Origin of the sequence: Nosocomiicoccus massiliensis (assembly GCF_000438455.1) — a bacterium.
Lineage (GTDB): Bacteria > Bacillota > Bacilli > Staphylococcales > Salinicoccaceae > Nosocomiicoccus > Nosocomiicoccus massiliensis.
In genome coordinates this window covers 47,983-69,032 of record NZ_CAVG010000118.1, presented here as the reverse complement: position 1 = coordinate 69,032, position 21,050 = coordinate 47,983, and the positions used below count along the sequence as shown (strand labels likewise).

Here is a 21,050-nt window from a genome sequence, read left to right as displayed (position 1 = left end):
CTACGACTGAAACTAGTGAATCTACTGATTCTAATGAATCAGCTGATGACTCAACGAGTGAGGAAGAAGTATATGATATCGGTGAAACAATCGATTTAGAAAGCTATGAATGGGATGTTCCATATCAAGTGACGGTTAAATCTGTGGATGTTACGAAGGAATATAACGGTGAAGATATTACAGAGTATGTTGCGAATGCGCAAGATACAAACAACTTCGTTGTAGCGAATACAGTTATCAAAAACACAAGTGATGAACCAATGATTCCAGGAGAGTATGTTGACCCAACTCTTGGTGTTGATATGAAGGGTAATGGTGAAAACTTTGTATTTGAATTATCAGAAGAAGCACTGTCGAAAGAACTTGCTCCAGGTGAAGAGGTTGAATTAGATTTTGTATTTTTACAGAATTTAGCTCATGCTGAAGACCCAGACGGAAACTTCTTCTTACATTTTGAAGGTTTTACTGATAACCAAAAATCATATGTAGTACCTACAAAGTAATTCGTGTTAATAAAATTCTTTAGAAATCTGTATCATAGAGGAGAAAATTTATGAACAAGAAGTTATTGTTTTTACTATTAAGCGGTGTATTAGTGTTATCAGCATGTAATGACGATAATACAGATGAAGAAACGACGGATGAGTCAACAGAATCGACGACTGAAACGTCAAATGAATCAGAAGAAGCTAATGAAGAGTCAGGTGACATGGTTGTTGAAATTGGTGAGACGGTGGATTTAGAAAGTTTTGAGTGGGAAGTACCGTATCAAATCACAGTAAAATCTGTAGATTTAGTAGATGAATATAACGGTGAACCAATCACAGAGTATGTCAGTAACGCAGATGAGAATATTAAGTTTCTCGTTGCAAATACTGTAATTAAAAACACTAGTGACGAACCGATGATAACAGGTGAGTATGTAATGCCAAGACTTGGAATTAATACTGATGGTAGTGGAGAAGAGTTTATTTTTGAATTATCAGAAGAGGAATTATCAAAAGAAATTGCACCTGGAGATGAAGTTGAGTTAGACTTTGTATTTATACAAGATAACTTAACTGTCCGTGATCCGGATGGAAATGTATACTTACATTTCGAAGGAATGACGAATGAACAAAAAACATACAGAATCCCTGTACTCAATGAATAATTCTATGTAAAATCGCTGCTCTAATTGTATAGAGCAGCGATTTTTTACGTTTAAATATCTTTTCTTTTAATAATGAATAAGCTAAGTAGCCAAGAGACAACGAAGAGCACACAAGCTAAAACAAATCCGATGTGTATCATGAGTGTGAATGGATTATCAACTTTAGCCAGTTGTTGTACGTTTTCTACTGCGTATCCTAGAAATACCGTTTGAATCATAAATAGTGAGAACACGACATACACTGAGATGAGTAAAGCTTTCTCTGTTGTAAGTGCAAAGCTTAATGGAAAAAATACAATTGAAAGCCATAATGTTGATTGTAAAGCGAATTCTAAGTCTAATAATGAAACGTCAAAACCTATTACTTTTAGTATTAAAGCGACTACCGTACCGCCTACAATCGCGTATAATAATGTACTCATATATCTGTAATTTACGATGTCTTTTCTCGCATAAGGAAGTGTTAAATCAAAATGATTGATGTTAGACTTTGCGAGTAAATAAACCGCGTTTACCGGAATATACACCATTGCAACTGCTAAGACTACATTTATAGGAGTTTCCATATACATTAGAAATAGAATCAGTAATGGTAAGAGGTATACGTAATTCTTTTGAATTTTAATATCTCTAGTCATATAGTTTAACATTTATTTCTCCCCCTTTAAGTGATAGATGATATCATCGATTTTTACGGGTTCTATCACTACAGTGTCACGAAACACAGCTTCAACTTCTTTTGGTGATTTAGTTAAAGCTTCAAAGTTCACGTCACCTTTTTTAATCGATGTAAAATAAGATTCTGTGTCTCTATCTAATAGGTCGTTACTTCCTCGAACAATAAAGAAATTCTCAGATAAATCATTTTTAGAAGTGTTCAGTATAATTTTACCGTCGTCGATCATGACGATGTAGTCTGCTAACTTTTCAAGATCTTCAGTAATATGTGTTGAAAATAAAATAGTTTTATCTTCATTTGTCATAATCTCTCTAAACGTATCAATAATTTCTCTTCTCACAACTGGGTCGAGACCTGTTGTTGGTTCATCCATAACAAACAGTTCAGTATTATGAGATAACGCAATCGCAATTGTTGCTTTTGCACGCATTCCTGTAGAGAAGTCTTTAAGTTTTTTGTTTAAAGGTAAATTAAATCTCTCTATATAGTGGGTACACGCATCTTCATCCCAGTTAGAATACGTTTTTGATACGTATTTGATAATATCTTTTAATTTAAAGTTTTCCATATAATCATTGGCTGCATCGACGTAACCAATTCTGTCTTTTATTACTTTTTCATGATTTTTAATGTCTAAACCAAATACTTTAACTTCCCCAGAATTTGGTCGTGTCAGGTTCATAATCATTTCAATCGTCGTAGATTTACCTGCACCGTTTCGTCCGACAAATCCTGTAACAAAACCTTTTTTAATATTTAAGTTTAAATCTTCAATCGAAAAATCTTTGTAGTGTTTAGTTACGTTTTTAAGTTCAATTGCATTTTGATTCATCATTATCACTCCTCATATAAAATGTTAATTAACTCAAACAATTCATCTTTCGATAAATTGACAGACTTACTGTTTTGAATGACGTCGTCGATCATCTCTTCTAGTAGCTTTAGTTTTCTTTCTCGGATTTGTTCGAGGTTTTGTTCTTTTACAAACGACCCCTTTCCAACAACTGAGTACGTATATCCCTCGTTTTCTAACTCTTCGTATGCACGTTTTGTCGTGATGACACTTACTTTTAAATCTTTAGCAAGTTTCCTCATAGAAGGTAGCGCATCGCCTTCATTAAGCTCACCGTGCATAATACTCTCTTTAATTTGATTTACAATCTGTTCGTAAATCGGAGTTTTGCTTGTATTGTCAATGAGAATATCCATGGCTATATCTCCAATCTAAAATGATAATGTATATATACTATATGTACACTATACACATCATACTCACTTTGTGTCAACAAAAAAACAGTAAATTTCTAAAATTTTTGGTTTAAAAATATTGAGATACGTCTATAAGTTTAATAAGAAAGGAGTCGACAGATGATAATCAGACGACTTGAAGATAAAGATATTGAATCATTAATGCATTTAGTAAATATCACAATGCGAAAAGTAAATACAGAAACATATCCCGATGAGTTAATCGAGCAGTGGGTAGATGAACAAAAAGAAGACTATTATAGAGAAGAAGCAAAAGACACACATGTTTACGTCATTGAAAAAGAAGGAAACCTAATAGCAAGTGGCGGTATTTCAAAACCGGTTGACGGTGTATCGACGCTTAAACTCGTTTACGTTCACCCAGATCACGGTGGTGAAGGACTCGGTCGTAAAATTATGGAGACCGTGTTAGAAGATGAGTATGTAAAAGAAGCGGATAAAATTGTCGGTAGTGCGTTAATTAACGCGATTCGTTTTTATAAAAAGTTCGGTTTTAGAACGAAAGACGACGAGTATGTGTTTAATGAAGACGGCACAATCGAAATTGAAAAAGACGTTTCATAAAATACTGTACATTAAAAAATAATATATACATCAAGATGATTTATAAATTTTGAAAGGAAGTTGTATGAATGGAAAAAGTATTTATTAGTCCAGCGAAGTACGTTCAAGGAAAAGATGCGTTACTAAATAGTAAGACGCATTTAGAAGCACTTGGTGAAGCACCGTTACTATTATGTGATGACGTTGTTTATGACATTGTCGGTAAAAAGTTTCATGATTATTTAAATGAAAATGGATTTAACGTAACACGTGAGTTATTTAACGGTGAAGCATCGACGTCAGAAATCGAACGTATTTCTGAACGTGTGACGAAAGAAGAATGTGACTTTGTCATCGCTCTTGGTGGTGGTAAGACGATCGACACAGGTAAAGCAGTTGCAGATGAAGCGGCAGTAAGTGTTGCGGTATTACCAACAATCGCATCTACAGACGCACCAACATCTGCATTATCGGTCATTTACTCAGACGAAGGAACGTTTGAAAAGTACATCTTCTATGATAAAAATCCAGATTTAGTATTAGTAGATACAGCAGTCGTAGCGAACGCTCCAGAGCGTTTGCTCGCTTCAGGAATCGCAGATGCGCTCGCAACATACGTTGAAGCACGTGCGGTCATCGAAGCAAAAGGTAACACGATGGCAGGCGGAGTAACGTCACTCGCGGCAGAAGCAATCGCAGAAAAATGTGTCGACACACTATTTGAAAAATCAGAACTTGCGATCGCAGCAAACCGTGCGAATGTAGTGACAGAATCATTAGAAGACGTCGTCGAAGCAAACACACTATTAAGTGGATTAGGATTTGAAAGTGGTGGACTTGCAGCTGCACACGCAATCCATAACGGATTCACAGCACTAGACGGTAAAATCCACGAACTCACTCACGGTGAAAAAGTTGCATACGGTACGTTAACACAACTTATTTTAGAAAATAGAGATATCGATGAAATCGATAACTACGTGTCACTCTATCAAACACTTGGATTACCAACGACACTCGAAGAATTACATTTAGGTGATGCGTCATATGAAGACTTATTAAAAGTCGGTGAACTTGCAACAGCAGAAGGCGAAACGATTCACGAGATGCGTGTAAAGTATACAAAAGAAGACGTGGCGAATGCTTTACTCGCAGCAGATGAGTACGTAAAATCGTTAAACGAATTATATGAATAAATTCTATATAATCCGCGCATCTTAGATGTGCGGATTTTTTTATTATCAGTCATTATGGTTTTTTATGAAAAGACATGTATAATTAACAAATATAAAGAGCTTAAGAGGTGAAGGTTATGGATAATGAAAGTATAAAAAAGAAAAAATGGGAATTCCCAAACGTATTCGCGTTGTTATTTATGTTAATTATTTTTACGACAATAGTTAGCTATTTTATACCAGCAGGATCATTTGAACGTGAAGAGAAGGAAATTAATGGCATAAACCGTACTTTAGTAGTTGAAGGTACATATCAACCCGTTGAAGCTGAAAGTATTAATTTCTTTAATATGTTTGAAGCAGTATATAAGGGAATGGAGAACGCCGCTCCTATTATATTTTTCATATTTATTATCGGAGGGGCTTTCGGTATTTTAAACCAAACTCAAGCTATTGAAAGAGGGTTAAATGCTCTCGTTAAGAATATGGAAAATAGGCAGCACTTACTCATTCCAATCTTAATGCTATTATTTGCGATTGGTGGCGCAACTTTTGGAATGGCAGAAGAGCGTATTCCATTCATGCTAATACTCATTCCGTTAGTAATTAGAATTGGATATAGCTCCATGATCGCAGCAGCAGTAGTTATATTAGGATCTGTTTCTGGATTTACAGCAGCTTTCTTTAACCCATTTACAGTTGGGATTGCTCAAGGTATAGCACAAATCCCATTATTTTCCGGTTTAGGATTTAGATTGATTATGTGGGTTGTCATGGTAGGTATCACTATCGCTTGGGTAATGATGAAAGCTAAAAAAGTTAAAAAAGACCGAGAAGCTGGTTTAATTCCTGAAGAAGAATTGGACTTAGAAGATTTTGAGGCTGATACGAATTTTAACAGTGAAAAGTTTACGATAAATCAAAAAATTATTTTAACTATGTTTATCGCAACAATTTGTACTATTGCCGTAGGAGTTAGTTTCTATGGATGGTATATTATGGAAATTGCAACGATGTTCTTAATGTCAGGTATTCTGATGGGGCTAGTTGGTAGACTGACTGTTAATGAAATCGCTGACGGATTTATATCAGGATGTAAAGAACTTGTTCAAGGTGCATTAGTAGTAGGATTTGCATATGGGGTATTAGTTATTTTAGAAGAGAGCATGACTATAGATACGATTCTGAATGTACTTGCCAACTCTATTAACCATTTACCATCAGTAGTATCTGCTTTAGCTATGTTAATCACACAAAGTGGACTTAACTTTTTAGTACCATCAGGAAGCGGTCAAGCCGCACTATCGATGCCAATTATGTCAACTCTTGCAGATCTTACAGATGTCTCAAGACAAACTGCAGTACTCGCATTCCAGCTTGGTGACGGTATTTCAAACGCAATCACACCGACAAGTGGTGTGTTAATGGCAAGTCTTGCTATCGCTAAAGTCGAGTGGACAAAATGGGCAAAGTTCGTATTTCCGATTATTATTATCCATTACGTACTCGCAGTTATATTTGTAACAATTGCACATTTATTTGTGTTTTAACACTAAGTTACTTTTTATGTTGTATAATTAATTAATTTAACAAATGAAAAGAGGATATATTATGCAAATACCAGAATTTACACTATTTCAAAAATGTGACTTAACAAAAGAAGTTGAAGAAATTATGCTTCCTAATGAAGAGTTTGTCGTCGCATATAAAACATTCAGAGATAGTGTGACATTCACATCAAAAAGAATTATTTTTAGAGATTCTCAAGGATTTAGTGGTAAAAAAGTAGAAGTCTATTCATTACCATATAACTCCATATACATGTGGTCGACTGAAAATGCTGGAAAATTTATGGACTTTAATGCTGAATTAGAATTATGGACAAGAGCTGGTCAAATTAAAATTAAGCTCGATAAAAAAATAAACATTCGAGAAATCGATCAACTCATAGCCAAAGTTGTACTTGGTGCATAAATATATTTTACAATAACCGAAGGTGTAAAGGAGTCCTACAATGATTGAGTTACAAGACTACGAAACAATAAAAAAAGATTTAGAAAATAATGCGATTGATATGTATAGAAACCCTGAACTTGGGGATGAAGAATATCGAGCGATGCGTTTACTAACGAGTGAATTAGAAAAGCATGGCTTTCAAATTGAAACAAACATCGTCAATCGACCGACAGCATTTCTCGCGACATATGATAGTGAAAAGGAAGGCCCGACAATTTGTTACCTCGCAGAATACGACGCACTAAAAGGTTTAGGACATGCATGTGGTCATAATTTAATCGGTAATATGAGTGTTGGTGCTGGAATTTTACTCAGTAAACGAGTCGATGAAACAGGTGGTAAAGTTGTCGTTGTAGGAACACCAGCAGAAGAAACAAACGGTGCGAAAGTACCGATGGCAGAAGAAGGTATATTTGACGATATGGACGTCGCACTAATGGTCCACCCGGCAGACGTATCTTCAGAAAGTGGAGACATGCTCGCGATGGATGCGCTACAATTTGACTATTACGGAAAATCAGCACACGCTGCAGGAAACCCTGAAGAAGGCATCAACGCACTAGACGGCGTCCTTCAACTATTTAGTGGCATCAACGGTTTAAGAGAACATGTCCAAGACGACGTAAGAATCCACGGAATTATAACAAACGGAGGAGATGCAGCAAATATCGTCCCAGAACACGCAACGGCACAATTCTACATTCGTGCAAACGAAAGAGACTATTTAGATGAAGTCGTAGAAAAAATCCGAAACGTTGCAAAAGGTGCTGCATTAATGACTGGTACAGAAGTCGTTATATCAAACTACGAATTAAGCTACAACAACTTAATACCAAACAACACACTGTCAGAGCTTTTTACAAAACATCATAAGAAATTTACAGATCGACCAATCAATAAAAAAGAAAAATCAACAGGAAGTGCAGACATTGGAGACATCTCACATAGAATACCAGCACTCCATCCATACGTCGGCATGAACTGCCCTGGAGTAAAAACACATTCACCAGAATTCAGAGAACAAACGATCACAGAAGACGGATTTAAAGCGATGGAAGAAGCGGTGTTAGCACTCGCGAATACAGGGCTAGAGTTGTTAGAGAATAGAGAAGTGCTTGAAGCGGTGAAGGAAGAACAAGCGAAGAGACTTAAGAAATAGTCGTATGCGAAAGCATGCGGCTTTTTTTGTGTTGAGAAAAGAATTACTTAATGGTGTAATAGAACTAATAGAGAGTGGTGATATTATGTCATATGAGCGTTCTGATCTCGATTCAATTATCCATGAATCGATGAGTGAATATAAAACGACATCGAAGTTTTTATTAAACAAGAAATTATTGAGTGATAAAGCTTCACTTCAGTATTTCCATAATAAGCATGAAGCGAAAACACAAGATGAAATCATTCGATTTAAAAATAATCCGAACTATTCGATTAGAGATTTAGTATATTACATGAATGAAAGGGTATCGGGTGATTTAAACTCATTTCCGTTAGCATTATCTTTATATGGTAATCAAAATTTAGATGAGTATAAACATGAGTTAACAGATGACTTTCAGTTAATGGAAAGTAAGCTAATTGTAAATGATCATTCTACAGGCGAATTTTTACTGAGTCACTTAAAGAATGAATTATTAACATGTTCTAGTTTTGATATTATTGTGAGTTTTATTAGAGGTTCAGGCCTTAACTTACTTATAAATACGATAGATTTATTACATAAATATAATATAAAAGGTCGTATTATTACGACAACTTATATGAACGTAACTGAATCTAAAGCACTAGAAGTATTAAAAGAGTATCCAAATATTGAGTTAAAAGTATATGAGAGTCAAGATTTTAAAGATAGTTTTCATACGAAAGGATATATATTCCATAGAGAAAATAACTATGGGTCTGTAATTATTGGTTCTTCAAACATTTCAGCTGCTGCATTAAAAACAGGTGAGGAATGGAATATACGTACGTATGAACGTGCAAGCGACTCAATATACGATAATATGTCGGCACGTTTTGAGCGTCTATGGAATCATGAAAATACAGTCAAAGTGACTGATGGTTATATTAAAAAATACAAACATTTCCTAGAAACCAAAACTGTTTTAAAACCGCTAAAAACCTCTTTTAACAGTAAAGTATTAACAGAAGATAAGTCATCGAAGATTTTACCGAACTCAATGCAAATGACAGCTATAAAAAATATGCTAGAGTCAGTAAATAAAGGCTACAAACGAGGACTAGCTATTGCTGCTACTGGAACAGGTAAGACGTTCCTTTCCGCAATGTGTGCAAGAGAACTCGAACCTAAAAACGTATTATTTATAGCACATAGAATTGAATTATTAAATGGTGCTAAAGAAACGTTTAAAAAGATTTATAACAATCATTCAGAAGATGATTTTAAAATATACAAAGGTAGTAAACGAGAAATTGCGAAATTTACATTTGCGTCGATTCAAACATTATATAACGATTATGAAAAATTGAATTCAGATGAATTTGATCTAATCATCATTGACGAATTCCATCACGGCTCGTCACCAACATATAAAGCAATTATCGACTACTTTACACCAAACTTTTTACTCGGGTTAACAGCAACACCAGATCGTACAGATGGTGGAGATATCTATGAACTTGCGGACTACAATATTATCGTAGATGTTAGATTACAACATGCACTTGAAAGTGAACTACTCGTACCATTCCAATATTATGGAATTAGTGATACGACAATTGATTTAGCACAAAAGGATAATATTAAAGAAGATGATTTAGTTAAAATCTTAAATACGAATCGTAGAGTAGATTTTATAGTAAAAAAGATGGAACAGTACATTTTAACAGATACGAGAAAATGTTTAGCTTTCTGTCAAAATATAGAACATGCTGAATATATGAATGCAGAGTTTCAAAAAAGAGGGTATCACTCAAAGATCTTAACTGGAAAAGATAACGACGAAACGCGTTCAGAAACGATTAAACAACTAGAAGACGACAGTCATCCACTGGAAATCATATGTATCGTTGACTTATTTAATGAAGGTGTCGATATTCCTAAAGTCAATTTAATACTATTCTTAAGACCGACAGAATCTGCAATTATATTTACACAGCAACTCGGCCGTGGATTACGTAAAGCTAAAGACAAAGAGTACTTAACAGTGCTCGATTTTGTAACAAACAATAGAAATAATTATCTCATTCCGATCGCATTAAATGGTAACAAAGAGTTCATAGACAAACAAAAGCTTAAAAATAGCGTGAAAAATAACTTTGTGAACTTATCTAGTTCTATTCATATAGAACTAGACCATATATCAAAAGAGCGTATTCTACAAAGTCTTGATAATACGGACTTTATGAGAGCAGAATTCATTAAAAAAGATGCGCGTCAGTTTTTAGAGATTATACGTCTCGAAACTAAAAATGATGAGAAAAAACTATCAATCATGGACTTTTATAGCCACGAGCAAGCACCATCATTGTCGCGATTATTTAAGGGCGCATATAAAAACTTATCGATACTCAATAAACGTATCGATGCAGAACGAGAAGTTGATAAAGAAATCAATGAATCATCATATTTAACATTTGTCATGGATCAGATAATGAAAAGTATCCCAGTCAAAATGTTATACGATCCGATTATCTTAATAATGACGATATTAAATAAAAATTTACAAGAACAGCACGTTATCTCGTACATAGAAGATAAGTTAAAAGTTGAACTAAATGCTCAAGCAAAAGATAAAATTCACTACGCTTTTAAAAGAATATCTGAAATCAAATTTAAAAAGAAGGCTCTATTTAAATATACCGATGGAGTATTACAATCAGACTATAATTTATCTGAACAAGTGAGAAAAGAGTTAAACGAGTTCTTAGAGTTCGTACAACTGAGTTATAAGCAAAACTATCCAGTGGAGAACTTAAATAACAGTAACGAACTACTGCTTTACGAGCAATACTCAAGAAGTGAAACACTTGCACTAGTCGGATATGATAAAAGCATCTATTCACTACGTGAAGGGGTCTTACAATATCGTGGAGACCATTACTTATTTGTAAACTTAGAGAAGAATGAAAAAACAGTAGAAGAGCATCTACTTTATGATGATTATTTCATTTCACAACATCAGTTCCACTGGCAATCACAAAATCAAACACATGAAGATACACCAACTGGTCAACAGTACATTCATCATAAAAAGAATGGAAAGAAAATACATCTCTTCGTCCGACGAGAAAATAGTGAAGACAACTTAACGCTACCATTTTACTACCTTGGTGAAGTAGAGTACGAATCCCATGAAGGTGGAAGTCCAATGTCGATTATTTGGAACTTTAAAGAAGTTGTGCCGAAAGATGTCATGGATGACTTAGAAAGTTAATGATGAGAAGTCTCTGAAAAGAGGCTTCTTTTTTGTTTAATCAAATTCACATTCAGAGGTTTAATTGAAATAGATTTTCGAATACATTAAAATTAAGAGACTATATTTTACATAAGGAGTTTAATAAATGTATCAAAAAAACTTATTTCTTAAGCCCTTTATTAAATGGGTGGGCGGTAAACGTCAGCTCCTTGATGTCATTACGAGTAATTTACCAAAAGAGTTTAATCATTATTATGAACCGTTTATTGGTGGTGGTGCTGTATTTTTTGAATTACAACACACACCATCATTAATCAATGATTACAATACAGAATTGGTAAATGTTTATGAAACGATAAGAGATAATATCGATGAATTAGTAGAAGAGCTAAAAATTCATGATGCAAAGAACTCTAAAGACTATTATTTAGAAGTTAGAGCTTGGGACAGAACGGATAACTATTTAAATAGAACCAATGTTGAACGTGCTGCAAGATTTATATACATGAATAAAACGGGTTTCAATGGGTTATATCGAGTTAATAAAAAGAATCAATTCAATGTACCATATGGAAAATATGTGAATCCAAATATTGTCAATGAGGGTTTATTAAGAGAAGTATCAGAATTCCTTAATGAAGATGGTATAAGAATCACTGCTGGTGATTTTGAGGAAGCAGTTAAAGATGCGAAAGCTGGAGATTTTATATATTTCGATCCTCCTTATGCACCACTAGATGTAGATTTAAATAACTTTGTTGGTTATACAGATAACGGATTTGGATATGATGAACAATTAAGATTAAGGGATTTATTTGTTGAGTTAGATGAGAGGTTGTTATGTGATGCTTTCAAATTCAAGCTCAGAAATAATCCATGAATTATACAAAGATTATAAAGAGACAACATTAATTGTTGGAGCAACACGTGCGGTGAATTCAGTAGCTACAGAACGTGGCAAAGTTGATGAAGTTATAGTAAAAAACTATTAGAGATAAGTAGGTGATTACGTGACTAAAACTTCAAGGAAAGTTAATAAAACAGATGATGCTTGGAATAAACTTTTTGAAAAATATAATATTAAAGACGAAGTTGAGAATAATGGTTTCTTCAGAATTACTTCAACTCAAATTAATGAGTTTAGAGAAGCTAGACTCATGACTAAGTTTGACCACTCAGATCAGTTACCTACTTTGTTTTCTGAAAATAACTTTTCAATACTACCAGATACAAGAGGAACTTATATTATTGGTAGATTCAAGGCTTATGAAAAACTTAAAATGATTCCAACAAAGCCAAAGTTTGTTAAATTACCAGAGTATATTGAAACGATAGATATTCACAATATTACGAGTGAAGCGGTTGCTTTAAACGTGGCGCATGCTTCTGGTATGGTCGATGAAGTTATGAACAAAGTTCAAAATAAAGATACAAGTGAGAAAAGTGTTCTAACCCTAACAGGACGAATGAGTTCGGGTAAATTATTCTATAAGATCAACACTCGTAGTAAGTTGAATGATGAAGTTTATAATTTTGAAGTAACAAATAGCCAAGTTGAGATAGACGGAAGTTATGAAGATGATAGTTCCATTGCTTTAATTGAAGCTAAGGCAAAAGTTCCAAAAGATTTTATGATATGTCAACTTTATTATCCATTTAGAGTAATAAACTCAATAACAGATAACAAAAAGATACTTCCAATATTTTTTACATTCGCTGATGACGTGTTTTATTTTAGTGTTTATGAATTTACAGATGCTATGAATTACTCGAGTATCAAATGGAAAGGGCAATACAGCTTCATACTCAATGAGAACTTGAATCTGGATATTAGACATATTCATAATTTTATAGAAAAAACACCTATGAAATATGAACCTAATGATGTTGTTTACCCACAAGCAGATAATGTGATGCGTTTATTAGATATGATTGACTATTTAGTTGAACCGAAGAGCAAAGAAGAATTAGCAAAAGATTATGAGTTTAATATAAGGCAAAGTGATTATTATGCCAATGCACTCGTGTTTTTAGGGCTTGCACAAAAGCAAACGGACTTGAAGTTTTCATTATCAAAGCTTGGCCAAAAAATTCAAAAAAACTGGGTACAGTTACACTTACTGCGAACACTACATTCATCCTCAACTCGCACAACTCAAACCACTCACTTCAGCTTTTCATAAGCGCCGATCGCAACAGCCATGTCGTACATCGATGCACCAACCGATTTGAACACTGTGATGTCAGTGTCAACGCGGTCAAAACGCATTTCCAATGCTTCGTTCAACTGAATCAATCGATCGAATTCAAATTTTCCTTGTTTTACGGCTTCAATGAATCCGCCTGCTGACGTTTCTACACCCTTTTTATAATCTGCGATAACATATTTCGCGCGCCCAATCGTATCGACGTTCAATTCTTTTGTGCTCGGCATAAACGCGCCAATCCCGTTAATGTGCGTACCGTCTTTCACATACGCGTCTTCGAATACTGCCTCTTTAGCTGGTGTCGCCGTATTTATGATGTCGCTCTGTTCCGTCAATACGTTGACGTCGTCCACAATTTCGATTTCACAATTCGCGCCGAGTGCCGTGATTTTATCTTTAAACGACTCTGCTTTTTCCAAATGTCTGTTAAATAAAATAATTTTTTCAATATCTCTCACAGATAAAACCCCGAACACCTGTTGAACCGCCATGCGCCCGGTACCAATAACACCAAGCACTTTCGCATCTCCACGCGCTAATAGATCCGTCGCAATCCCACTCATCGCACCCGTACGCAACTCAGTCAAATAGGATGCCGCAACATTTGCAACCACTTCACCAGATTCTGTTTCTGTCAAAATCGAGTGCGCCTTCGACACACCGTCTTTAATAGACATAATTTTCATCGCCGACAGTCCCTTCTCAATATCGAGTGCAGGAAAGTTCATGACCATATTGTTTTGGTCAACGGTCATCAACACTTGTTTACGATTCACAATCTTGTCGTCATTCTGACACTCTAGTGTCGCCCTAATATCTCTAATCGCATCTGCCATAGTGTAGCTCATTACTTCCTCTTCAGTAAAAATTTTCACGTAATCACTCCTTACGTCACTATTCCTTTAAAAGACCAACTCTAAACAGACCGTTGCACGCACAAATTTCCGTGGAAAACTCAATAAAAGGATATGGGTTGATTAATATATTAACAAACATTAATATATAGATAAGGCAAAAGATAAAGACACGAAAACCGATATAAAGGAGAGACACCGAATGAGTGGATTTGATTTAGACGAAGAAACACTATTTATTGTGTCACATACATTTAAAGCATTAGGAGAAGAATCCAGAATTCGCATCTTAAGCCTACTGTTAGACGGTGAACGTTCAGTCAGTTCAATCGCAGAAACGCTTGATATGAAGCAATCGAACGTGTCTCATCAGCTGAAATTCTTAAAGAACTTAAGACTTGTGAAATCACGTCGCGACAGTCAATCGGTGTACTACTCGCACGATGACACGCACGTCATAAAAATACTCAGGGAAATGATTGAGCACGCTAGACATAATTAGGAGGAATTATAATGTCAGAACAATTAAAAACATGCTGTGGTCCAGAAAAGCACTTTAATGATCATACACATGACCATAATCATGGCAAAGCACCCATTGTCTTGTACATGGTTGGACTTGCACTCTTCATCATCGCAATTTTTATACCAAAAGAATATGAGATTGTGACGAACGTCATCCTCATGATTTCAACAATCATCGCAGGCTATCACGTCGTAATTTTAGAAGGTATCGGCCACACCATTGAAAACACAAAAATCGCTAAGAAGTTCATGCCGAACTCTCACATATTAATGGGACTTGCAGCAATCGGCGCGTCCATCATGGGCAACTTCTTTGAAGCTGCGCTCCTCATTTTAATATTTACAGGCGCCCATTTCCTAGAAGACTATGCAGAAGGAAAAAGTAACCGTGAAATCAGCAAATTACTTCAAATGAACCCAACAACCGCGCGACTCATCACAGACGAAGGTACCAAAGAAGTCAGCGTAGAATCATTAAAAATTGGAGATAAAATCCAAGTCCTAAATGGAGATCAGGTGCCAATCGATGGCGTGATTTTATCTGGTACAACATCCATCGACGAGTCCGCAATAAACGGTGAGAGCATGCCGAAGGAAAAGACAATGGGCGACACGGTGTTCCAAAGTACAATCAACGGTACGGGATCGTTCACGATGGAAGTGACGAAAGAGAGTGGCGACACTGTATTCGCACAAATTTTAACACTCGTAAAAGAAAACCAAAACAACCAAACAAGAGCAGCCAGCATTATTCAAAAATTTGAGCCGAAGTATGTAACACTCGTGCTCATCGCAGTGCCAGTTGTCATACTACTGTTCTTCATATTTGGCTTCACATTCTTTGACGCATTTTATAAAGGACTCGTGTTACTCGTTGCGGCGTCACCATGTGCGCTCGCAGCCAGCACAGTATCCGTGACACTATCGGCAGCATCGAACCTAGCGCGCCGTGGGGTTTTATCAAAAGGAAGTGCCTACCTGTCAGAACTCAGTAACGTGAAAGCCATTATGTTCGATAAGACAGGGACACTAACGAATGGCCGTCCAGAAGTCACTGACTACAAATTTTTTGAAGATGAAAACACGCTGACCGATATTATTGTCGCACTCGAAAGAAATTCTAACCACCCGCTCGCAACCGCGATATTAGAGTATTTTGAACCAACAGAAACTCTAGACATCGAAACGACAAACCACATCGGAAAAGGACTCGAAGGGACGTATAACAATGACGTGTATCGTATCGGAAAACCAACGTCATTTAAAGATGTAGACGCTAAAATCACTGAGACTCAAGAGGCGCTCGCGCATTCTGGGAAGACGGTTGTCTTTATCGCAAAAAATGAACGTGTGATTGGGCTAATTGCTCTGATGGATACGCCGAAATATCACGCGAAAGAAGCGGTGAATTACTTTAAATCACGTGGTGTGCATACGACGATGATTACGGGAGATAGTAAAGAAACGGGTCACGCAGTAGCGGATTTACTCGGAATAGACGAGGTCATAGCAGACGTTATGCCTGAAGATAAATCGCGCGTTGTCTCTCTACAACAAGAGAAATATGAGACTGTCGCGATGGTCGGCGACGGTGTGAACGATGCACCTGCACTTGTGAAAGCGAATGTCGGAATTGCGATGGGTAACGGTACAGATGTTGCAGTAGAAGTGTCTGACATTGTGCTCATGAATAGTGATTTAGATCGCCTCATGAACACGCACAGCATTGCGACGCGCATGTCTCGCGTCATCTGGCAAAATATCTTCATTGCGATGGCAGTTGTCATGATGCTGATTGTGCTCGCACTTACGGGAGTCACGGATATTGCTTGGAGCGTTGTGGTACATGAAGGAAGCACAATTGTAGTAATCTTAAATGGACTGAGATTACTTCTCGGAAAGTAAAATATATCGGAGAAATGCAGTGACAAAAAATCAATTGACGTTTACTTATTTGAGCATATTGATGGCGACCGTCATCTGGGGACTCAACATGGTTCTCTTAAAAGTGCTTGTTACCGAGTTACCACCAGCAACTATGACCGCATTTCGTATTATGACCGCAGGTATAACGACTTTAATCATCATCGTAAGTTTAAAATCATATCGCAAAATGACGAAATCCGAATGGCGTTATATTCTGATTGGAACGCTCTTCGGAGTCGTTTTGCACCACTTGTTTATTGCGAAAGGACTTGTTCTAATCAACGCATCGAACGCGTCACTGATCTTAGCACTCTTACCAATCACGACTGCTATTATGGGCGTGATGTTTTTAGGAGAACAGATGACGAAATTTCGTCTCGTTGGATTTATCTTGGCGCTTATCGGTGTGTTCTTTATTCAAGGCGGAACGTTCAGTAATATGGTGTTTTCGAAAGGCGAACTCTATCTATTTATTGCGATGTTTGTGCAAGCGATGAGTTTCATATTTGTGCGTAAACTAACGTTCACATTAGATTAAAAGCAAGCAACATCGGTGATGTTTTTAATCGGTTCGACGGTACTCTTACTTATCAGTATATTTACTGAACCCGGTGGGATAAAGACATTTTTCTCAATGAGTACCCCAACGATGTTTGTGTTTTTATTCTCTGGAATTGTCGCAACGGGTATTGGTTTCATTATCTTTAACGGATCGATACAACGCATCGGTGCAGGAAACACAGTTATCTTTAATAACTTAGTCCCACTATTTGGACTCGTCTTTTCGGCACTGCTTTTAAATGACGTCATCAACTTAGTGCAAATGTCTGGTTTTATCTTCATTGTACTTGGGGTATTATTTGGTACGGGCTACATTGAAACGAAAATTCTTAAACGTAACCCCAGCAAGATGAAAACCCAATTGGATGATGATTTGTAATATACTATAGAAAAGAACAAGAGGTGACGCATGTGAAGTATTTTCTATAGATGTGTCTGGCGCTCACGCTAGTGCTCGTGGGATGTCAAAATAACGCGCCACAAGAGAGTGAAGAGACTAAAAAAGCGCCGACAATTGAACTGAATGATGAGACAGACAAAAAACTTTTTGTGTTGCCGAACTATAGTAATGGAGACGTCACGTTTAGTGGCTCGGAATTTAAGAAAGGCATGACGCGCTCAGAAATTTTGGATGCGTACGGAAAGCCAAATGCAAAGTTTAAGACAGCCGATAAGACCTATGAAATCTATGGAAACGTCGGACTAAACTATGAATCAGACGAAATTGTAGACGTCGTATACTACATGAATGACAAACTAGACAACGCAGTCACTGTGCTCGGTGAGCCGGACCGCACAAAAGAATCTGCGGGCCTTCATCAATACTCGTATCTTCTAAAAGAAAATACTGAGGATGAAATTCATCTTGTCATGTGGTCGAAAGACGGCAAGCCAATCGGTCCTGTGACGATTGAAACCGTTCAAAAAGACGATAAGACGTCGGAAAAAGACACTAAAGATAATGACAAAGATAAAAAAGACAAGAAAAAATCAGAGCCTAAAAATGAGGACGAGCGCGTCGAGCAGTTTATGGAGTCGTATGTCGACAAGCTTGTAGATTACTTTAACGGTGACAGTGAAGCGGTTCTTTCAGATATTGAAGCGGGTAGTAATGCTGAGAAAAAGGTAAAAGAAAACAAGAAGAGCGGTAATTTCAAAAATCAGGAATCTTATGACGTGCGCCTCATTAAATATACGTATGCTAATGATGATTATAATGTGACGATCGAGCGCGACTACAAGCACGATAAGTCAAATGGTAAACAAACAACGACGATTGATTACAAGATGAAAAAAGTAGATGACAATACATTTAAAATTGTAGACTACACAGAAAAATAACCTAGACAACTGACCTGAGTCAGTTCTCTAGGTTATTATTTTTCATTGCCTTCATAAGTTTTATCGCTTGTGAAGTTAGAGCCACCTGTTATTTTTGGTATATGACTTGCATGGCCATCAAGTGATTCATAATCATTCACGTAGAGCAAAATGGCACCTTCAGCAAGTTCTTTTTGGTAGTATTCATTTTCTTCATCCGTTAAGTCTAGTTTACTCACCATGCGACTTTCGGGATCATCACTCGAAAATAGTGACATGAACTTATCCCATGTACTCACTTTTGAAACGAGCGACTCCATGTTATACGTTTCAAATGCTTCGTCATACAAATCTGGCTTTGCGATGACTGCAATTGCCTCTTCCATAACACCAGATTCTCTTAAATCTTTCACACGCGCCTCTACTTCCTCAGGACTAAAATATGACTCAATTTTCCTCATTAAAAACCAACTCCTCTTTGTTCCGCCTCTTACTAGACACATACCACCTAATTTTAAAAATAAAACCAAAAAGACTTTTAAAAAATGTAAGTATAGAGGTAAAGACTATGATATATTCATGTGTAACGGAATACATATAGGGGGATTCATATGTCAAAAGTTAAAGATGCGCATCTGTTTTATATATTTATTTTTGGAGATCTTTTGATGATTACCTCCATTATTTTGTGGCTTAAAAATGCGTTTCAAGGTTCAATTATTTACACTTTATTTTTAGTGGGGTTATTCATTTCATTCGTGTGTATGATACTTCTATCAATTCGAAATAAAAAACACAGTATGAGTAACAAAACGATGCCGAGAAAATAGACTTCTCGGTTTTTTAAATTGATAAAATACAGAAAATCATGGAAAATATAGTCAATTGAATAAACTATTTATACCAAGGAGACCAAAATGAAAAATAAATTTGGTGTATTATTTGTAGCACTTATGCTTACGCTTTTGTTATCAGCTTGTGGAAAAGGGTCTGAAGAAGTCAAAGACCTATTAAAAGAAGATGAAACTGAGGAGACAAAAGACGGACTTAAAGTCGCAATATCTGTGGATCCAGATGGGTTAGATCCGCATCGCACAACCGCAAGTTCGACTTTTGTCATCACAAACAATATTTATGATACGCTAGTCAAAGTGACAGAAGACGGAGAGATTGTGCCGAGCTTGGCTTCATCTTATGAACAGTCTGAAGACGGCAAGACGCTCACCTTTCACTTGCGAGATGATGTGAAGTTCCATGATGGAACAAAGTTCACAGCAAAGGACGTTGCCTATTCATTTGAACGCATCATAGATGATTTAGGACCAAGAAAAGATAACTATCAATACATAACAGAAGTCAATGTAATCGACGATTATACGATAGAATTCAGAGCAGAAGCACCATCCGCATCATTCATAAGCGACTTTGCATACCCATGGGCAGCGATTGTTAAAGACGGTGCGGGAGATGATTTAAAGAAATCACCAGTAGGTACAGGACCATATAAACTTGTGAACTGGATTCCGCAAGATAAGGTTGTTCTAGAAGGTGTCGAACACTATAACGAAGGTGCAATTAAACATATTGAGTTTAAGATGATGCCAGATTCAACTGCACGGGTAACAAGCTTCAAAAAGGGCGATATAGATTTAATCGAAACTACAGGGGATGTTGTAGAGACATTAGGTGATGCAAAAATCGTTGAAATCGACAATAACTCTGTACAGCTCATGGCTATGAACTTAGAAAACGAGCATTTAAAAGATGAAAAACTGAGACAAGCAATTAATATGGCAGTTGACAAAGAAGAACTCATCAAAGCAGTGTGGTGGGGATATGGCAAAGAAATCGGCTCGCACTATCCCCCTGTTTTAAAAGGATATGTCGACACAACAGACACTTATCCGTATGATGTAGATAAAGCGAAACAACTCGTGAAAGAGTCAGGCAGAGAGGGCATCACATTGAATATGAAACTTCCAACAGACTATCCAAACTATGTGAATGCAGGACAGATTATTGCTGAAAAATTAGAGGCAATCGGAATTCATGTTAAAATAGAGACGATAGAATGGGGTACATGGTTAACAGATGTCTATGGTAACCGTGACTATGATCTTACAGTCGTTGGACACACAGGTCGTATCGAAGGTTATGATTTACTAGAGAAATATGGAAGCACGCGCTCGGATAACTACTTTAATTATAAAAATGCAGAAGTAGACGAACTTTTATCATCTATTAAAGTAGAATTAGATGATGATACGCGTATGGACATGTATAACCGTGTCCAAACGATTCTAGCAGAAGAAGTTCCAGCATTGTATATTCAAGCGCCAACACGTATTTACGCGATCAGTGAAGACTTAGAAGGATTCACGTCATATCCAATCGATGTTTTTGAATTAAAAGATTTAAAATTTAAAGAGTAATCAATAGG

At 36.4% G+C, this 21,050-nt stretch carries 21 protein-coding genes; 16 read left to right on the top strand and 5 right to left on the bottom strand.

The features are described from left to right. Both TJ68_RS08545 and TJ68_RS05620 read left to right on the top strand, forming a co-directional pair. Positions 1-503, top strand: a 503-nt coding sequence (locus TJ68_RS08545; protein ID WP_040929176.1) for a hypothetical protein, incomplete at its 5' end; no start/stop codon positions are given. A gap of 50 nt (positions 504-553) precedes the next feature. Further along, positions 554-1,153 (top strand): hypothetical protein, encoded by a 600-nt coding sequence (locus TJ68_RS05620; protein ID WP_040929175.1) that lies wholly within the window; start codon positions 554-556, stop codon positions 1,151-1,153. A 50-nt stretch (positions 1,154-1,203) separates the two neighbouring features. On the opposite strand, the gene TJ68_RS05615 is transcribed toward TJ68_RS05620, so the two are convergent. From TJ68_RS05615 to TJ68_RS05605, 3 genes are read right to left on the bottom strand one after another with little or no spacing between them, the layout of a single operon-like run. Next, positions 1,204-1,803, bottom strand: a complete 600-nt coding sequence (locus TJ68_RS05615; protein ID WP_040929174.1) for an ABC-2 transporter permease — start codon at positions 1,801-1,803, stop codon at positions 1,204-1,206. After that, positions 1,804-2,667 (bottom strand): ABC transporter ATP-binding protein, encoded by an 864-nt coding sequence (locus tag TJ68_RS05610; protein WP_238316045.1) that lies wholly within the window; start codon positions 2,665-2,667, stop codon positions 1,804-1,806. A 2-nt stretch (positions 2,668-2,669) separates the two neighbouring features. Further along, on the bottom strand, positions 2,670-3,041 hold the full coding sequence (locus TJ68_RS05605; protein ID WP_040929173.1) for a GntR family transcriptional regulator: 372 nt from the start codon (positions 3,039-3,041) through the stop codon (positions 2,670-2,672). A 159-nt stretch (positions 3,042-3,200) separates the two neighbouring features. Between TJ68_RS05605 and TJ68_RS08185 the strand changes: the two genes are divergently transcribed. The 8 genes from TJ68_RS08185 to TJ68_RS05565 all read left to right on the top strand — a co-directional run bounded on the left by TJ68_RS08185 (position 3,201) and on the right by TJ68_RS05565 (position 13,400). Then, positions 3,201-3,665: a GNAT family N-acetyltransferase gene (locus TJ68_RS08185; protein WP_052327339.1), complete on the top strand. Its 465-nt coding sequence runs from the start codon at positions 3,201-3,203 to the stop codon at positions 3,663-3,665. Positions 3,666-3,733: 68 nt separating this feature from the next. Continuing rightward, positions 3,734-4,840 carry a glycerol dehydrogenase gene (locus TJ68_RS05595; protein WP_040929172.1) on the top strand — a complete coding sequence of 369 codons (1,107 nt, stop codon included), beginning with the start codon at positions 3,734-3,736 and terminating at the stop codon, positions 4,838-4,840. Between the two features lie 116 nt (positions 4,841-4,956). Continuing rightward, positions 4,957-6,369 (top strand): YfcC family protein, encoded by a 1,413-nt coding sequence (locus TJ68_RS05590; protein ID WP_040929171.1) that lies wholly within the window; start codon positions 4,957-4,959, stop codon positions 6,367-6,369. Positions 6,370-6,430: 61 nt separating this feature from the next. Further along, complete coding sequence (locus TJ68_RS05585; RefSeq protein WP_040929170.1) at positions 6,431-6,793, top strand: PH domain-containing protein; 363 nt, start codon at positions 6,431-6,433, stop codon at positions 6,791-6,793. A 40-nt stretch (positions 6,794-6,833) separates the two neighbouring features. Next, positions 6,834-7,994, top strand: coding sequence for a M20 family metallopeptidase (locus TJ68_RS05580; protein WP_040929169.1), 1,161 nt, complete (start codon positions 6,834-6,836; stop codon positions 7,992-7,994). A 28-nt stretch (positions 7,995-8,022) separates the two neighbouring features. Beyond that, the gene (locus TJ68_RS05575; protein ID WP_222859708.1) at positions 8,023-11,235 is read left to right on the top strand and encodes a DUF3427 domain-containing protein; all 3,213 of its coding nucleotides are present in this window, start codon (positions 8,023-8,025) and stop codon (positions 11,233-11,235) included. A 127-nt stretch (positions 11,236-11,362) separates the two neighbouring features. Continuing rightward, entirely contained in the window at positions 11,363-12,097 is a 735-nt protein-coding gene (locus TJ68_RS05570) for a DNA adenine methylase (RefSeq protein ID WP_337587681.1), read from the top strand. 130 nt (positions 12,098-12,227) lie between these two features. Beyond that, positions 12,228-13,400, top strand: a complete 1,173-nt coding sequence (locus tag TJ68_RS05565) for a type II restriction enzyme (RefSeq protein ID WP_052327337.1) — start codon at positions 12,228-12,230, stop codon at positions 13,398-13,400. On the opposite strand, the gene TJ68_RS05560 is transcribed toward TJ68_RS05565, so the two are convergent. Then, the gene (locus tag TJ68_RS05560) at positions 13,382-14,299 is read right to left on the bottom strand and encodes an ornithine cyclodeaminase family protein (RefSeq protein ID WP_040929168.1); all 918 of its coding nucleotides are present in this window, start codon (positions 14,297-14,299) and stop codon (positions 13,382-13,384) included. The two genes, TJ68_RS05565 and TJ68_RS05560, sit on opposite strands and share 19 nt — an antisense overlap. 181 nt (positions 14,300-14,480) lie before the next feature. Between TJ68_RS05560 and TJ68_RS05555 the strand changes: the two genes are divergently transcribed. The 5 genes from TJ68_RS05555 (at position 14,481) to TJ68_RS05540 (ending at position 18,631) form a co-directional block, all read left to right on the top strand. Continuing rightward, positions 14,481-14,780: an ArsR/SmtB family transcription factor gene (locus TJ68_RS05555; protein WP_040929167.1), complete on the top strand. Its 300-nt coding sequence runs from the start codon at positions 14,481-14,483 to the stop codon at positions 14,778-14,780. 11 nt (positions 14,781-14,791) lie between these two features. Next, the gene (locus TJ68_RS05550; protein ID WP_040929166.1) at positions 14,792-16,708 is read left to right on the top strand and encodes a heavy metal translocating P-type ATPase; all 1,917 of its coding nucleotides are present in this window, start codon (positions 14,792-14,794) and stop codon (positions 16,706-16,708) included. 19 nt (positions 16,709-16,727) lie between these two features. Further along, positions 16,728-17,267 (top strand): DMT family transporter, encoded by a 540-nt coding sequence (locus tag TJ68_RS08700; RefSeq protein WP_238316043.1) that lies wholly within the window; start codon positions 16,728-16,730, stop codon positions 17,265-17,267. Positions 17,268-17,285: 18 nt separating this feature from the next. Continuing rightward, the gene (locus TJ68_RS08695; RefSeq protein WP_238316042.1) at positions 17,286-17,669 is read left to right on the top strand and encodes a DMT family transporter; all 384 of its coding nucleotides are present in this window, start codon (positions 17,286-17,288) and stop codon (positions 17,667-17,669) included. A 77-nt stretch (positions 17,670-17,746) separates the two neighbouring features. After that, positions 17,747-18,631: a hypothetical protein gene (locus tag TJ68_RS05540; protein ID WP_162138462.1), complete on the top strand. Its 885-nt coding sequence runs from the start codon at positions 17,747-17,749 to the stop codon at positions 18,629-18,631. A 35-nt stretch (positions 18,632-18,666) separates the two neighbouring features. Here TJ68_RS05540 and TJ68_RS05535 read toward each other — a convergent pair whose 3' ends face one another. Beyond that, positions 18,667-19,071 carry a general stress protein gene (locus TJ68_RS05535; protein ID WP_040929164.1) on the bottom strand — a complete coding sequence of 135 codons (405 nt, stop codon included), beginning with the start codon at positions 19,069-19,071 and terminating at the stop codon, positions 18,667-18,669. A 456-nt stretch (positions 19,072-19,527) separates the two neighbouring features. On the opposite strand from TJ68_RS05535, the gene TJ68_RS05525 reads away from it, so the two are divergent. Continuing rightward, positions 19,528-21,042 (top strand): ABC transporter substrate-binding protein, encoded by a 1,515-nt coding sequence (locus TJ68_RS05525; protein ID WP_040929162.1) that lies wholly within the window; start codon positions 19,528-19,530, stop codon positions 21,040-21,042. Positions 21,043-21,050 lie beyond the last annotated feature (8 nt).

Bases quoted from the DNA above. Each gene is read 5' to 3' on its own strand.
- TJ68_RS05620 (WP_040929175.1), top strand. From the start codon at position 554: ATGAACAAGAAGTTATTGTTTTTACTATTAAGCGGTGTATTAGTGTTA.
- TJ68_RS05615 (WP_040929174.1), bottom strand. From the start codon at position 1,803: ATGTTAAACTATATGACTAGAGATATTAAAATTCAAAAGAATTACGTA.
- TJ68_RS05610 (WP_238316045.1), bottom strand. From the start codon at position 2,667: ATGATGAATCAAAATGCAATTGAACTTAAAAACGTAACTAAACACTAC.
- TJ68_RS05605 (WP_040929173.1), bottom strand. From the start codon at position 3,041: ATGGATATTCTCATTGACAATACAAGCAAAACTCCGATTTACGAACAG.
- TJ68_RS08185 (WP_052327339.1), top strand. From the start codon at position 3,201: ATGATAATCAGACGACTTGAAGATAAAGATATTGAATCATTAATGCAT.
- TJ68_RS05595 (WP_040929172.1), top strand. From the start codon at position 3,734: ATGGAAAAAGTATTTATTAGTCCAGCGAAGTACGTTCAAGGAAAAGAT.
- TJ68_RS05590 (WP_040929171.1), top strand. From the start codon at position 4,957: ATGGATAATGAAAGTATAAAAAAGAAAAAATGGGAATTCCCAAACGTA.
- TJ68_RS05585 (WP_040929170.1), top strand. From the start codon at position 6,431: ATGCAAATACCAGAATTTACACTATTTCAAAAATGTGACTTAACAAAA.
- TJ68_RS05580 (WP_040929169.1), top strand. From the start codon at position 6,834: ATGATTGAGTTACAAGACTACGAAACAATAAAAAAAGATTTAGAAAAT.
- TJ68_RS05570 (WP_337587681.1), top strand. From the start codon at position 11,363: ATGTATCAAAAAAACTTATTTCTTAAGCCCTTTATTAAATGGGTGGGC.
- TJ68_RS05555 (WP_040929167.1), top strand. From the start codon at position 14,481: ATGAGTGGATTTGATTTAGACGAAGAAACACTATTTATTGTGTCACAT.
- TJ68_RS05550 (WP_040929166.1), top strand. From the start codon at position 14,792: ATGTCAGAACAATTAAAAACATGCTGTGGTCCAGAAAAGCACTTTAAT.
- TJ68_RS08695 (WP_238316042.1), top strand. From the start codon at position 17,286: ATGTTTTTAATCGGTTCGACGGTACTCTTACTTATCAGTATATTTACT.
- TJ68_RS05535 (WP_040929164.1), bottom strand. From the start codon at position 19,071: ATGAGGAAAATTGAGTCATATTTTAGTCCTGAGGAAGTAGAGGCGCGT.
- TJ68_RS05525 (WP_040929162.1), top strand. From the start codon at position 19,528: ATGAAAAATAAATTTGGTGTATTATTTGTAGCACTTATGCTTACGCTT.